Genomic DNA, 14,463 nt, shown 5'->3' on the forward strand with positions numbered 1-14,463 from the left:
GAAACGATGAGTAGCGAAGCATCAAGCAGTGACCAGGAGTTAAGCCGCGACGCGATCTTTGGCGGCGCGCTCCACCTGTGGCAGGCCACCTCGGGGTATCGCTTCGGGCTCGACGCGCTCCTGCTGGCCACCGATCTTCCCGAGCTGGCGCCGGGCGCCACGGTGGTGGAGCTGGGCGCGGCGCAGGGGCCGGTTTCACTGACGGTGGCCTGGCAGCGCCCGGATGTGCGGGTGGTGGCGGTGGAGCGTCAGCCCGACCTTGCTCGCCTCCTACGTCGGAATGTGGCGGAGAACGGGCTTGAAAATGTGGTGGTGATCGAGGGCGATCTTCGCCAGCGTAAAGCACTCTTCACCCCCCAGTCGGCCGCTCTGGTGCTCGCCAACCCGCCCTACTACCCGCAGGGCTCTCGCCGCCCCAGTGAGAACGCGCAAAAGGCCCAGGCCCACCACGAGCTTCACGGCACGCTGGGGGATTTTGTGCGCGCGGCGGCCTACCTGCTCCAGCCCCGGGGCTGGCTGCAACTGATCGCTCCGCCGGTGCGCCACCTCGACGTGGTGGCCGCCGCTGGCGAGACCGATCTTCGCCTGGCGCAGATGCGCCACTACCACGATCGTGCCGATCGTCCGGCCTACCTCAGCGAGTATCGATTTCGACGCCCCTCGGCGCCGGACTTAAAGATTCGCCCGCCGCTGATGATCCGCGACGCCGAGGGCCACTACAGCCCTGAGGTGCGCCGACGGCTGGGGATGGATCCGGCATGAAGATGCGCCTGCAGAGCGTGTGGAGGGGTACGGGCGCGTTGGCGCTGTGTCTGGGGCTGGCCCAGGGTGCCTGGGGGTGTGCCTCGGCCGGCGATCCCCTGGAGCGCGCCACCCAGATCGCCGGGCGCGCCCTGCAGAAGAGCACCACAAAAGCCAGCACTCCCGGTAGTATCCCGGGCGCGGTGCGCTTTGTGGCACGCTACAATCCCTGCCGCTGTCAGGCACCGCCCTTTGAGATCTGGAGCTACGGCCGCTGGCAACGCACGGAGCTTCGGGCCGCCGAGGACGAGACCGTCGAGGCGCTCCACACCTACGCCCGCAGCGTGGAGGACACCGCCGAATTCACGCTCCTGGGCTGGCCCTCCGAGGGGGCGCCCTACCCCGGGTTTGAGCTCGAGGGGTTTGAAGCCGGCGTACGCGCCTCGGCGCGCGGATCTTCCACGTCGACTCCGTAACGACGGGTCACGCCCTGGCCCTCGGCCTGAATGGTGCGCGTGCGCACGAGCTCATCAAAGAGCGCCTTAAAGAGCTCAAAACTCCAGAGAAGCTCCACCGGCTCCTGAAGCTCGTAGCCCCGATCGCGCTCAATGAACTCGATGATCGTCGGGCCATTAAAGAGCGCCGACGCCGCGCTGGAGAGGGTGTTGTTAAGAAAGCGCGAGGCTCGCACCAGCGTCCAGCGCGCCCGCTCAAAGGGGCGCCCGAAGTTGGGGAGGGCGAGTGTGGGGTTGAGCCCGGCCAGACGCTCGATGCTGGTGGCGTAGGTCGCCGGATCGCTCTGGCGCGAGGGAAGGCCGCTCAGGGCGATATCGCCGGAAAAGAGCGTGGCCGACGCCTCATCAAAGAGGGCCATATGCCCCGGAGTTACCCCGGCGGTGTCATGGACCTGAAGCTCCAGGCGCCCGGCGCGCACGCGCATCCCCTGGCGCAGGGGCACCACGTTGAGGCTCCGGGTCATGCGCGGGTAGTAACGCTCGATCCAGGCGTGGACCGCCGGGGCATCGAAGCCCTCGATGACCGCGGCCAGCTCGGTGGCGCGGGTCTTCAACGCGGCCCGACGCCGCTCGGTGATCATCTCCAGATCGCGCGGGGCCAGCATGTCGGGACTCAGCGCGAAGACCTCGGCCTGGGGGAAGTTTCGCGCTCCGCCGATCGCGCTCACATCCCAGGAGGTCGCGATGATGCGGTCGATCTGATCGGAGCGAACTCCGCACTCCGAGAGCGCCTGGCTCAGATCTTCGGCGTGCAGCGCAGGGTGACCGGCGTTGATCAGCGCCCAGGGCGCCGGACCACACAGGTACACGTTGGTCGGCTGACGAAGCGCCTCGGGGCTGAGCTCCAGGCTGCGGGTGAGCGCGATGCGGTAGAGCTCAGGACCGAGCTCTTCAATCTGGTACATGGGCGATCTCTGGCGGGTGGGCGCGTCGGACACCGGTGGTCGTCGGCGCCAGCACACATCGAATCAAGAAAAGCCGGGGGCCGGTGCGCGCTTGCACACCGGCCCCGGGAACCTAACGCCTGCGGCGCGCGGTGAAAAGCTCAGCCGCGAAAGGAGAAGCGCAGCTCGTAGTCACACAGGTAGAAGACGTCGCCTTCTTCGATCTTCTTGGACTCGATGCGGTTGCCGCGGAACTCCACCCCGTTGGTCGAGCCCATATCTTTGATGTAATAGGCGCCGTTGCGGTGGATGACCATGCAATGCTTACGCGAGATGTTGCCATCGCGGATCGTCAGATCGGTCTGCTGGCTGCCGCGCCCGATGACAAACTTCTCTTTGTCGATCGTGTAGCGGTTGTTGTTAAAACTCAAAAAGACCGGGACTTGCGCGCTGCCCCCGAAGGCCGGCTCCGCGCCAAAGGACGGTTGCGACGGCGCCTGCGGGGGACGTGGGGCCTGGGGAGGCTCCTGCTGGGGCCAGCCACCTCCGGCGTTGGGACGCGGGGGAGGGGGAGGCGGTCCGCCGGCCGGACGCTGTGGGAACGAGGGCGGCTGGGGCGGCGCCTGCGGGGGACGCGGCGCGCTGCCGACGGCCGGCACCCGATCAAAGGTGCGATGATCCATGCCCTGTCCACCGCCGTAGCCGCCCACATTGAAGCGTTCGCCGCCGGTCTGCGGCGGCGCGCCCAGCCCTGGCGAGTTGCCCGCGCCAAAGCCCGGCGCCTGCGGGGCGGCAGCGTAGGCGGCCTCCTGGGGCTCACCCACGGCGTAGTCGCGATTGCGCGCGTACTGACGCATCGACTCGTTGATCAGATAGTCCATCGAGCAGCCCAGCTCCTGGGCCATTTGCTCAAAGAGTTCCCAGAGGTAGTCGCGGCAATAGAAGCTGCGAAGCGTCTTGCGATTTTGATCGGTCATGGGAGTCGGCCCGAGCACGTTGGTCGAGAGGGTCTGAGGGGTTAGCGCTAGCACCGCGCACGCCAGGGATCTGGCGAGTCGGCACCCTTTGACGATCGTCTAATCGCCGGGAAGGTCAAGCGTGTCGTGACCTTAGCACAGGGCTTTTTGGGGTGTCCAGAAACGCAATCGGGTGGCTGACCCCAGGGTCAACCACCCGAAAGAACCTGCCGTCGCCGGCGCCCGACCGCCGGCGACGAATCGAGGATCTACCTCACTGTAATCGCCAGGATCAGGATGCCGCTCTGATAGCTCAGCCCGGCCTGGAAGAACGTGCTCCCGGGCGTGGCCCGCAGCGTGGTGTTGAGCCGATCGCCGATGGTGAGCCCGAGTTTGACAAAACTCTCCTGCTTCCCGTGCGAGGTCATCGTCAGCGTGGAGCCGTCGGGCAGGCTCACATCATCGGATTCGCCATCGGCCAGCGAGAGCCGGGAGCTGGCCACCTGCCGAAAGGAGGTGTACCCGGCGAACCCACGCTCCAGCCGACGGCGCAGATCGGAGAGTTGGCTATCGAAGCCCTCACTCTGGTTGCTGGCAGCGATGGCCCGCACCTCGATGGTGACCTTCTCCTGGGCGCTGGCGCTGACGCTGATCGTCAGGAAGAGTCCAAAAGCAAAGACAAAGGTAAAAAGGTTTCTCAGCGTTCGCATGGTCGGGTCTCGCGTGGGCGGTGGCGGTTCAATCACCTGAAAGCAACAAAGGGTCCAGCGGGTGCTTCTTAAATCGGGCGCCCCACAGGCAGCGTCTCGGGGGTCTCTTCGGGTTCGACGTCGGGGGCGGCAGGTTGTTCATTGCGATCTTCTGCCGGCGCGGGCGTACCGGCCTCCTCGGCGCTCGGCGTGGCGGGCTCTTCATCGTCCATCACCCACAGGATCGGGACATCGACCTCGGCCTCATCGACACCGGCGGCGGTGAGCTGCGGGTTGTGGATCATCACCGAAGAGCCCGGGGCATACTCCACGCTGTCGAAGATCACGACGGTACGGGTTTCCACGACCCTCTCGCTCTGGAAGAAGATCTGGCTGGCGATCGCCCCACAGATCAGCAGGGCCACGGCCGCCACGGCCGCAAACACCGGGGAGCTGTACGGAGACGCGTGCACCGGGCGCTGGCGCTCGCTCAGGGAGACGACGTTGCCGGCAGCGGCTTCGGCGTCTGCCCGGTCGAGCCCCTCGACGACGCCCTCCCAGAGGTGGCTTAAGTCGGCCTGATCGCGGGCCAGCTCGTGGGCGGCGTTGATGCCCACATGCAGCTCGGCGAGTGCTCCCAGGGTGGCATCGACCCCCGGATCGCCGGTGGCGATCCAGCGCTCGACCTGAGCACACTCCTCCGCGCTGGCCTCACCATCATGGTAGCGGTAGAGGAGCACGCGGTGCTCTTCGGCATCAAAACGTGAGGGGTGGCGCAGCGGCTCATCGGCCGGCGCATCAAGGCCGGCCTGAACCCCGGCCCAGAAATCACCGAAGTCGACGCCGGCGCTCAAGTCGTTGGCGCGCAGGCCCTGGCCGATGCCGTCGAGCTCCGCCAGATAGTCGGCCACATCCTGGCGTGACTCCATCAACGCGGCGATCACGGCGGCCTCGGCCTCATCGACCTCGCCATCATGGAAGCGCTCCAGCATCGGGGCCAGCTCTTCCAGGGAGTTTTGTGAGAGGTCGTTGGCGGCCTGCGCCAGCCGGGCGATGGTGGCGGCGTCGACGCTCGGGGCACGCTCCCAGGCGGCCTCACTGGCCATCTCCACGGCCACCCGGAGCTCTTCGAGCGCGCTTACGTAGAGGCGCCAGCCGGGGCGCACCTCCAACTCGCGCTCCACCTGAGCGCGCTCCTCGTCGGCAAGCTCCTGGTCGACGTAGCGCTGCAGGCGTAGCGCCTGCGGGTATGTCAGCAACTCTTGGGTCATCGTGGGCCTCGGTCTCGCCAAAGACGGGCTGCAGGGGATGTAAGGCTAAGGTCCGTTCCTGCGAGCTAGACGCCTGCTCTAAGCGAACTATTCAAAACATCGATCGGGACTTAGCTGACCTTGAGCTCGTCACCCACGTAGTTTTCCACGGCGGCCTGAAAGTAACGACGCGCGTGGTAGAGGCGGCTCATCACCGTGCCTTTGGAGATGTTGAGCACGTCGGCGATCTCCTCGTAGCTCAACCCCTCGACCTCGCGCAGGATCAGGATCGTGCGGTGTTTTTCCGAAAGAGTCTCCAGCGCCTCGAGCATCTTCTGGCGCAACTCCTTGCGTCCGTAGACCCGATCCGGGTTCAGCCCCAGGCGAGAGGGCAGGATGTGCTCATCGCCCTCGACCTCATCGCTGCCGCGCAGGATGCCGTCGTCATAATCGACCTCCTGCACCCGCTTCTTCTTGCGCAGAAAGTCGATGCACATGTTGACGGTGATTCGGTAGAGCCAGGTGTAAAAGCTCGACTGCCGATTGAACTTCTCAAGGTAGCGATAGACCTTGATGAAGACCTCTTGGCTGACATCCATGCTGTCATCGGGATTTTTGAGCATGCCGATGCAGATGCCGTAGACCTTGCGCTGATAGGCCTCGACGAGCTCCTTAAACGCCTCGCGATCGCCCTGTTGGGCGCGCTCCACAAGTTGGAGTTCCTGATCTTCCACAAACACCCCGTAGCAAGGTGGAGGTTCACTGGGTTGGGGTCCCGGGGGGGCCACGTCGGGCGGAGTGTAGTGCAGGGGGGCCTCCGGCAGCAACCGGACAGGCTTGCCACCTTCGGGTGAACTCGATAGAGTCGGGCCATTCCTAATCGTTCGACCTGCTGTTGTGGGGGTTGGGCCCTTTCGTAGTGGCCCCCGGTGTACAGGTCAGCACTCTCCGTGCCCGCGGTGGTACGGGGCGCTGTCTGTGGTGTGCGCTGACGCGTGCATCCCGGGTCCCGAACACATCCTGGTGCAGAGGGTGCGGCAAACCCACGCGCTTTAAGGCGCGCAGCCGGATCACCTACGCCATGACGCATACGAGCGAGGCGACACGCACCCGCGAGGAGAACACTCCTCTGCCCACCAACACCCGGGACCTGATCTGCCGCTTTCAGAAGCTCGTGTTCAAGATCGCCCACAAGGTTCATCAGAACACCGGCGGAGTCCTCAGCATGGAGGATCTGGTCAGCTGGGGCTACACCGGGCTTCTGACGGCGTATAAACGCTTCGACCCCACGATCAACGACCGCTTCGTGACCTTCGCCTATTATCGCATCCGCGGGGCCATGTACGACGCCTGCCGACAGCACGCTCAGGTCATCGGGGAGCAGAGCACCTATGAGCAGGCGGCCAACGAGGTGATGAGCGCCTACGCCCACGTGGTGCACTTAAGCACCCAGGAGCGCTCCATCGAAGAGCGCCTGGGGATGCTCGGAGACATCGCCGGCAACCTCAACGTGGTGTACGTGCTCAGTCAGCCTCCCCAGCAGGCGCTTCGCGGCCAGGCCACCCCGGAGTTAAGCACGTTGGAGCACGATCAGTTCGTGGCCGGCATGCGGGAGCTGGTCGAGGGGCTCAACGAGCGCACCCGCGCGCTGATCGAGGGCTACTACTTTGATCAGCGCACCCTCTCCGAGCTCTCCCGGGAGCTGGACTGCTCCGTCTCCTGGGCCTCGCGCATGCACACCCGCGCGCTGCGGGAGCTACGCGAGGCCATCGAAAACGATCCCCACTTTGAAGACCTCGCCGACGCCCCCTGCCCTTGAGTCGGCAACGCGCTCAGCCCTGGCGAGCACAATCGCCCACGATCGCGATGATGCGCTCGCGATCGGCCGCGCTCAACGAGGAGCCCGAGGGCAGGCAGAGTCCGCGCTCAAAGAGGTCCTCACTGACCGCCCCACCGACCATCTCCGCCTCGGCAAAGACCGGCTGCAGGTGCATGGGCTTCCAGACCGGCCGGGCCTCGATATTCTCGGCCTCCAGCGCCAGGCGAATGGCCTCGCGATCGTTGCCAAAGGTCTGCGGGTCGATGGTCAGGCAGGTCAGCCAGCGCGAGTGCATGCCCCAGGGAGCCTCCGGCTGAAAGGTCAGGCCGGGCAACGCCCCCAGGGCCTCCTGATAATGGGCGAAGTTGGCACGGCGCGCCTGAACCTTCTGGTCGAGCGAGGCCAGCTGACCGCGACCGATGCCGGCGACCACGTTGCTCATGCGGTAGTTATAGCCCAGCTCGGTATGCTCGTAGTGCGGGGCCGGATCGCGGGCCTGGGTGGCCAGCTTGCGGGCGTGGGCGATGAAGTCGGCATCGTCGGAGACGAGCATCCCGCCGCCCGACGAGGTGATGATCTTATTGCCGTTAAACGAAAAGATCCCGGCTTTGCCCAGACTCCCCGGGGCGCGACCCTTGTACGTCGCGCCGAGGGCTTCGGCGGCGTCTTCGATCAGCGCCACGCCGTAGCGCGCGCAGATCTCCACCAGCGGGTCCAGGTCGGCCGACTGTCCGTAGAGGTGCACCACGATCAGCGCCCGGGGCAGGCGCCCTTCTTGGGCCCGCGTCTCCAGAAACTCGGCCACCAGCGCCGGGTCCAGGTTCCAGGAGGCGCGCTCCGCGTCGATGAAGATCGGTCGGGCCCCCAGCTGCACCACCGGCGCGGCGCTGGCGACAAAGGTCAGCGAGGAGACCACCACCTCATCGCCCGGCCCCACGCCACACAGGCGCAGCGCCAGATGCAAGGCCGCGGTCCCGCTGATCAACGCCGCGGCGTGCCCCACGCCCACCCGCGCGGCGAGTTCGGCTTCAAACCCGTCGACGTTGGGGCCCAGCGGGGCGATCCAGTTGGTATCAAAGGCCTCCTGGACGTAGCGCCGCTCCAGGTCGCCGATGTCGGGAGGGGAGAGGTAGATGCGGGTCTTGTTGGGAGCAGTCATAGGAAGTCTCGGCAGCTCGTCAGCACCAGAAGAGAGGCTCGCGCAGTGTCCGGCGATCAAATATAAGTCCGCCGCCGGCCCCGGACCAAGCCTTTACCAGGGTTGGGGCCGAGCCGGCGCGGGCCAACCTTGGCACCCGGGGGCTTTGGGCGCAATCCGCACCGAGCCTTAAAGGGCGGGGAATGCTCGCCACCGCGCCGATCGTTGGTCCGGATGTGCACCGCCCGCAACGCCTCGGCCCGGGGCAAAGCCCTGGGATTGAGGAGCGTTTGCCGCGCGGCCCGGACTTTTTGAGCGACCCCGGAGTCAACGATCCGACCTTTGACCGGCTCACACAGCGCCCTTCTGAACCGGGCGCACCAGCCCCGACGCCCGGCATCTCCTGGCCACCATCCTGGAGCCGGGCGCTCGATGTGTGAACTCCTCGAGCCTCTCGATCTTCGCGGGCCCCATCGCAAGGACGCACTATGACCCAACCGACGGATCCGCGCGCCCCCGGCGCTCCGACCGACCCCTCACGCCAGCGCGCCTGCTCCGGAGAGCTGATCTCGCTGTGCGCGCGCCGCAAACGCCAGGCCTGTCAGGAGCGCGCCGAGCGGCTTACCGCCCTGCTGGAGCGCCTGCACGCCACCGGCGTCCAGGTCCACAACGAGGTCATCGCCCGCGCGGAGCTCTCGGTGCTCAACGAGGTCTGCAAGGCCGCCGGGCTCTACTTCGACCTGATCGCCCCCGAGGTGCGGGCCTGCGTGCTGATCCCGGCCACCCTCTACGGCGACTCCGGCGGGCGCATCTTCGGCAAAGAGCCCCTTCAGGGCCGGGTGCGCAGCGCCATCAAAGACAGCACGCTGCGCGAGCTGCTGCGCAAGCTCCAGCGCGCTCAGCTGCAGGTGATCCGCTACCAGAGCGCGCCTGAGCAGGCCGGCGATCAGATGAGCTGCCTGCTCCACCCCGAACAGGGGCCCCGGGAGATCGCCGGCGTGCTGGGCCGCGACGGCCAGCTGCTGCGCCAGGAGGGCATCTACTGCGGCTGGCCCGTGAGTTTTGAGGGCGAACTCTACCTGGCCTTCGGCTATGAGCTTCAGGGGGAGCGCCTGAGCAAGGTCCAAGAACTCTTAGAAGCCCACCCGCGCCGCGCTCACCGCGACGCCTGGAAGCAGCTGGAGCTCGACCTCTTACGCACGCTTATCGATCCCAGCGATCGCCACGGACGCCCGGTCAGCGGCCGGGTGGAGGGGAGTTTTTACGGCGGCCGCCACCGCGTCTCGCGCAAAGGCCTCCTGCTGGGGGCTCGCCAGGCCCTCTGGCGCGCCTTTGCCGAGAAGGCCCAGGGACTGACCATCCACGCGCACATCGCCGCGCTGGTCGACGACGAGGAGGCCCGGGAGGCCTTTTTATCCGAGGTCGACGAAATCGTCGCCACCCAGCTCCTCAAGCAGGGCGGACTCTCTCCGGACGATGCCCCCTTGAGCCTCGACGAACTCTTGAGCCCCTTCTGGTGCAGCGGCCAGGGCCACCTGCTCATGAGCGAGGCGCTCTCGGGACACCCGCTGGCGCTGCTCCTCTTAGAAGATCCGGTGCTGGAGGCGATGGGCATCGACCGGCTGCGCCCCATCCGCGAGGCCCGGGCCTGGGCCGAGAGCCACCCCGAGACTCCGGCGGCCCACCGGGTGCGTTGCGCGCTGATCACCTACCGCACCGAGCTCAATCTGGCCGCCACCTACGGCGCCTGCCTGCGCCAGCCCCGGGTGCCGCTGAGCGCACAGCCCGACGACTCCTTTACCCTGGCCCGCACCGCGGCGATCCTGCCCAATTTGCGCGCCCTCTTCGACCCGCGCTTTATGGCGCTGAGTCTGGCCGAGCTCCCCCTCTCTCCCACCGAAGCCGGACGCCTGGAGCGGGGCCTGGCCGCGCAGGGCTCCGACCTTCAACGCCACACGCTCGACGCGATCGAGGGCGACGAGCGCAGCCTGCGCCAGCTCGACCAGGTCGGCGGCCAGACCATCGAGGAGTTCCGCCAGGCCCTCCTGGAGCTGGCGACGCTCTGGCGCTGGCGCCAGGCTCAACTCGACCCGCGCCACTACCTCGCGCCCCGCGCGCAGCCGGCACCGCCCGCCGACGACTCGCTCCTCGACGATCTCTCCTCGCTGGCCGATCTTTTTGATGAGTAAGCGGCACCGTGGCCGGTAGCGAGGCGGCGTGAGCCGCTGACTCGCCACCGCCAGCTCCGGATCGCGGCCGGGGAGATCTTCGCCTACACTGCCGGGCGGCCCCCTCCCCGGGCGCAACGCTGGCTCGACGCTGATGTTGCCCCTTGTGCTGCCCCTGTTGAGTGTTCCGGATGCGACTCCTCGCCGCCCTGACCGCCGCGCTCCTCAAAGCCCTCCTGGTGATCGGTGGGCTGATGGCGCTGCTCTTTGTCGGCGCCCTGCTCCTGGATGAGGCCGGCCCCAGGATCCGCCAGGCCGTGCAGACACCGCAGCGCCTGAAAGACCTCCAGGACGCCAGCCGCCAGGGCGTTGAGGAGGCCGCCGCCCACCAGGGCCGGGCCGTGGCCACCCGCGCCCGCATCCTGGCTCTGGATCGCCAGCGCCTCCTTGCCAGCGCCGACTGGCAGCGCCAGACCCGCGCCGAGCTCGCCAGCATCGAGCACGAGGCCCGCCAGCAAATCCAGCGCACGCGCCAGGGCGTCGCCGAGAGCCGCCAGACCCTGGAACAAAGCACCCGACGCCTGGAAGCGCGCTACTGCCAGAGCTTCAACCCGGTCGACTGGTGGACCTGCCGCACCCTCCGCGAGCAGCTCGCCAGCATGGAGCGCTCCGCCAGCATGCAACGCGCCGCCGTGGAGCGCGCCGCCGCCCAGATCGAGCGCCAGGCCACCGCGCGCGCCACGGCATTTGAACACCAGGCCCACGCCCAACTCACGGCTACCACCGCCGAGCTCGACGCCCTCCGGGAGCGCAGCGCCGACGACCTCCTGCACCTCGAAGACCAGCGCGACGCCCTCCTGCACCAGGCCGCGCAACTGCACTCCGAAGAGGCCCGTCTGCGCCAGGAGCGCTGGCTGGTCCTGGAGTTCCAGAAACGCTGGCCGGCACTGCTGGCCCTGGCGCTGCTGATCGCCCTCTCCCCCTACCTGCGCCGCACCCTCTGGTACTTCGTCGCCCTGCCCCTCTTAAGCCGCGCGCGCCCCATCGAACTCCACCCCCGCGCTCCCGCGTTCGATGACCTGGCACCCGACACGGACACACGCGCGTTCGATGACCTGGCACCCGACACGGACGCTCACGCGTTCGATGACCTGGCACCCGACACCCCGCGCCTGCACACCACCCCGGCGCAGCGCACCCTCACCCTGACCCTGGCTCCCCACGAGCGGCTGCTCGCGCGCCCCGGCTACATCCTCTCCGATCGCGAGGGCGCCTCCACCGCTCTCTTCTTCGATCGCCGCGCCCCCAACCTCTCCTTTATCTCCGGGCTCGTCCTGCTCACGCGCCTCCCGGGCCCGGCCCCCACCTCGGCCACCGGGGACGCGCCGGCGCGCCCCATCACCCTGGGCTCCCCGCACGATGCCGACGCCTACCTGATGCAGGTCGACCTCCACGAGCACCCCGGCGTGGTCTTTCGCTCCAGTCGCGTGGTGGCGATCCGCGGCGACATCGCCATCACCTCCCGCTGGCGCCTCTTCAACTGGCATGCCTGGGCCACCTCCCAGGTGCGTTTTCTGATCTTTCACGGCACCGGCTCCCTGATCGTCGAGGGCTACGGCGATGTGCAGGCCCCGACCCTCCAGGGCGACCGGGCCGAAAAACGCCAGCCCAACATCCTGGGCTTTGACGCCGGCCTGACCTACCGCACTCGCCGCGCCGCCACCTTCCTCCCCTACCTCCTCGACCCGCAGCGCGAACCCCTGGTCGTCGACCTCTTCGAGGGTGAGGGCACCTACTTCTTCGAGAAAAACCCGGCCGCGCGCCAGCGCCAGCGCTCCCCCGCCCAGGCCGTGGCCGGCTTCTTCTTCGACGCCCTCCGCCGCCTGCTCGGCCTCTGATCGCGCCCCGGGCCCCCGATCGATGCCCTGGCACCCGATCGATGCCCTGGCACCCGATCGCACGCCCCGCTCCGCCTGATACAGCACCCTGTTTTGTTCCACCCCTCACTGTGTTAGAGCCTTATCCCCTTAATGACTTCGAGGCCGCCGGCCCCGGGCACCGAGCAACTCCCCCCTGAATCACACCATCTGGAGAAGGCACGCGATGAGCATCCGACCGATCACCCTCTTTGACACCATGTCCGACCAGAAGCGCCCCTTTGAACCGGCCGAGCCCGGCAAGGTCAGCATGTACGTCTGTGGGGTGACCGTCTACGACCTCACGCATATCGGACATGCGCGCGTCTACATCTTTTTTGACGTGGTTCAGCGCTACCTTCGCCACCTCGGCTACGAGGTGACCTACGTGCGCAACCACACCGACGTCGATGACAAGATCATCAAGCGGGCCGCCGAGAAGGGCATCGATCCGCTGGAGCTCTCGCGACACTTCATTGAAGCCTTCGATGAGGATATGGGCCAGCTGGGCGTGGCCCCTGCCGACGTGGAGCCGAAGGTCAGCGAGCATATCGACGCGATCATCGCGATGGTCGAGCGTCTGATCGAGCGCGGGCATGCCTACGCGGTCGAGGGCGACGTGTACTTTCGCATCAGCTCCTTTGACGACTACGGCAAGCTCTCCGGCCGCAAGCTCGACGATATGGAAGCGGGGCGCTCCGGCCGGGTGGAGGCCTCCGACATCAAGGAGCACCCCTTTGACTTTGCCCTGTGGAAGGGCGCCAAAGCCGACGAGCTGGGCTGGGAGTCCCCCTGGGGCTTCGGGCGGCCGGGCTGGCATATCGAATGCTCGGCGATGAGCCAGCGCTACCTGGGCGATTCCTTTGATATTCACGGGGGCGGCCGCGACCTGATCTTCCCGCACCACGAAAACGAGATCGCCCAGTCCGAGGCCGCCTGCGGCCATGCTCCCTTTGCCAACTACTGGATGCATATCGGCATGGTCAACGTCGCCGAAACCAATGAAGCGGGAGATCGCATCGAGCGTAAGATGTCGAAATCGCTCGGCAATTTCTGGACCACCCGCGAAGTCATGCAGGGCATCCACCCCGAGGCCATCCGCTACTTCATGCACACGGTGCTCTACCGCAATCCCATCACCTACGCCGTCGAGCAGCTCGAAGAGGCCACCAGCCGGGTGGAGTACCTCTACACCTGCCTGACCCGCATCGACGAGGCCCTCTCCCGCGCGGGCTTCGACGCCGCCGACCACGTGCCGCCGACCACCGACCTGGTGGCCGCGCGCCAGGAGCTCATCACCACCTTCATGGAGCGCTTCGAAGAGGCCCTGGCCGACGACTTCAACACCCCGCGCGCCCTGGCCCTGGTCGGCGAGCTGGCCCGCGCCATCAACGACGCCACCCAGTCCAAGAAGAAGCCCAAGGGTGAGGAGCCCTACACCCTGCTCAAACTCCGCGAGCTCCTGCTGGCCGCCGGCGCCATCCTGGGCCTGCTCCAGCGCGAGCCGCAAACAGCGCTCCGGGAGCTGCGCGACCTCAAGGTCAAAGCCCTCGACCTCGACGCCGACCACATCGAGTCGCTGATCACCCAGCGCAAAGAAGCCCGCGACGCCAAAGACTGGGCCCGGGCCGACGCCCTCCGCGACGAACTCGACGCCCTCCAGGTCGAGATCATGGACGGCACCGAAGGCACCTCCTGGCGCATCAAGTAATTTTAATCAGGGGGGCAGTGGCCTCAGCCCCTCCCCCCTGCGAAGCGCCAGAAAAGGCCGCCGACCCCTGTCGGTGGCCTTTTTTTGTCCGACGCTCGGGAGGGAGGACCCGGTCTTGCACTCCCCCCCGGGGCGCTGTGTGCGCCTGCGCATGGCCTCCGGGCTGACCGAGGTGACCGTATATGTACCGCCGTCGGAAGCGTTTCTTCCCCGAGAATCGTACATGGACCGCCGTCGGAAGCGTTTCTTCCCCGAGAATCGTACATGGACCGCCGTCGGAAGCGTTTCTTCCCCGAGAATCGTACATGGACCGCCGTCGGAAGCGTTTCTTCCCCGAGAATCGTACATGGACCGCCGTCGGAAGCGTTTCTTGCCCCCCTCCCCTGCGCGTCCTTCGTCGCCGAGCTTGAGAAGTACAGCGAGACCTCCGGGTGCCTGGAGCCAAACGCCTTGCCGGAGCGCGCCATAAACGCTTGCAGATCCGCGGTGGTGGCACCCTCCAGGCCCGTGGCGTCGAAGTAATAATAGACCATATGAAAACCATCGACGCGGGCGGCCTCCACGACTGCCACCCGACCGTCAGCCAACTCGATGGTGCGGGGAGCTTTGTCGGTGGCGAGCTCGCGGGTGCCGCCGGTGGGGTCATCGGCGTCGGTGGGGTCGTCGGCGTCGGTGG

13 protein-coding genes are annotated in these 14,463 nt (G+C 67.1%); 7 read left to right on the forward strand and 6 right to left on the reverse strand.

What is annotated here, in order from left to right; translation table 11 throughout:
- Positions 1-6 precede the first annotated feature (6 nt).
- Positions 7-762, forward strand: coding sequence for a tRNA1(Val) (adenine(37)-N6)-methyltransferase (locus DL240_RS13275; protein WP_158542559.1), 756 nt, complete (start codon positions 7-9; stop codon positions 760-762).
- Positions 759-1,217 carry a hypothetical protein gene (locus DL240_RS13280; protein WP_111730383.1) on the forward strand — a complete coding sequence of 153 codons (459 nt, stop codon included), beginning with the start codon at positions 759-761 and terminating at the stop codon, positions 1,215-1,217. Before DL240_RS13275 ends, DL240_RS13280 begins: the two co-directional genes overlap by 4 nt.
- On the opposite strand, the gene DL240_RS13285 is transcribed toward DL240_RS13280, so the two are convergent.
- The 5 genes from DL240_RS13285 to DL240_RS13305 all read right to left on the reverse strand — a co-directional run bounded on the left by DL240_RS13285 (position 1,139) and on the right by DL240_RS13305 (position 5,769).
- Positions 1,139-2,161 carry an MBL fold metallo-hydrolase gene (locus tag DL240_RS13285; protein WP_111730384.1) on the reverse strand — a complete coding sequence of 341 codons (1,023 nt, stop codon included), beginning with the start codon at positions 2,159-2,161 and terminating at the stop codon, positions 1,139-1,141. The two genes, DL240_RS13280 and DL240_RS13285, sit on opposite strands and share 79 nt — an antisense overlap.
- Positions 2,162-2,301: 140 nt before the next feature.
- The gene (locus DL240_RS13290; protein WP_111730385.1) at positions 2,302-3,117 is read right to left on the reverse strand and encodes an FHA domain-containing protein; all 816 of its coding nucleotides are present in this window, start codon (positions 3,115-3,117) and stop codon (positions 2,302-2,304) included.
- A gap of 248 nt (positions 3,118-3,365) precedes the next feature.
- Positions 3,366-3,806 carry a hypothetical protein gene (locus tag DL240_RS13295; RefSeq protein WP_111730386.1) on the reverse strand — a complete coding sequence of 147 codons (441 nt, stop codon included), beginning with the start codon at positions 3,804-3,806 and terminating at the stop codon, positions 3,366-3,368.
- Positions 3,807-3,874: 68 nt separating this feature from the next.
- Positions 3,875-5,056, reverse strand: coding sequence for an anti-sigma factor (locus DL240_RS13300; RefSeq protein ID WP_111730387.1), 1,182 nt, complete (start codon positions 5,054-5,056; stop codon positions 3,875-3,877).
- 110 nt (positions 5,057-5,166) lie between these two features.
- The gene (locus DL240_RS13305; protein WP_111730403.1) at positions 5,167-5,769 is read right to left on the reverse strand and encodes a sigma-70 family RNA polymerase sigma factor; all 603 of its coding nucleotides are present in this window, start codon (positions 5,767-5,769) and stop codon (positions 5,167-5,169) included.
- Between the two features lie 347 nt (positions 5,770-6,116).
- Here DL240_RS13305 and DL240_RS13310 point away from each other — a divergent pair, with 347 nt between their 5' ends.
- Positions 6,117-6,854 carry a sigma-70 family RNA polymerase sigma factor gene (locus tag DL240_RS13310; protein ID WP_111730388.1) on the forward strand — a complete coding sequence of 246 codons (738 nt, stop codon included), beginning with the start codon at positions 6,117-6,119 and terminating at the stop codon, positions 6,852-6,854.
- A gap of 13 nt (positions 6,855-6,867) precedes the next feature.
- Here DL240_RS13310 and DL240_RS13315 read toward each other — a convergent pair whose 3' ends face one another.
- Positions 6,868-8,013, reverse strand: a complete 1,146-nt coding sequence (locus DL240_RS13315; protein WP_111730389.1) for a DegT/DnrJ/EryC1/StrS family aminotransferase — start codon at positions 8,011-8,013, stop codon at positions 6,868-6,870.
- 467 nt (positions 8,014-8,480) lie between these two features.
- Here DL240_RS13315 and DL240_RS13320 point away from each other — a divergent pair, with 467 nt between their 5' ends.
- From DL240_RS13320 to DL240_RS13335, 4 genes are all read left to right on the forward strand, one after another.
- Positions 8,481-10,181, forward strand: a complete 1,701-nt coding sequence (locus DL240_RS13320) for a hypothetical protein (RefSeq protein WP_111730390.1) — start codon at positions 8,481-8,483, stop codon at positions 10,179-10,181.
- Between the two features lie 170 nt (positions 10,182-10,351).
- Positions 10,352-12,058: an AIM24 family protein gene (locus tag DL240_RS13325; protein ID WP_111730391.1), complete on the forward strand. Its 1,707-nt coding sequence runs from the start codon at positions 10,352-10,354 to the stop codon at positions 12,056-12,058.
- Between the two features lie 205 nt (positions 12,059-12,263).
- Positions 12,264-13,787, forward strand: coding sequence for a cysteine--tRNA ligase (cysS, locus tag DL240_RS13330; RefSeq protein WP_111730392.1), 1,524 nt, complete (start codon positions 12,264-12,266; stop codon positions 13,785-13,787).
- A gap of 431 nt (positions 13,788-14,218) precedes the next feature.
- Positions 14,219-14,463 (forward strand): hypothetical protein (locus tag DL240_RS13335; protein ID WP_146618291.1); only part of this gene is annotated, 245 nt, incomplete at its 3' end.

The sequence above is a fragment of the Lujinxingia litoralis genome, assembly GCF_003260125.1.
Lineage (GTDB): Bacteria > Myxococcota_A > Bradymonadia > Bradymonadales > Bradymonadaceae > Lujinxingia > Lujinxingia litoralis.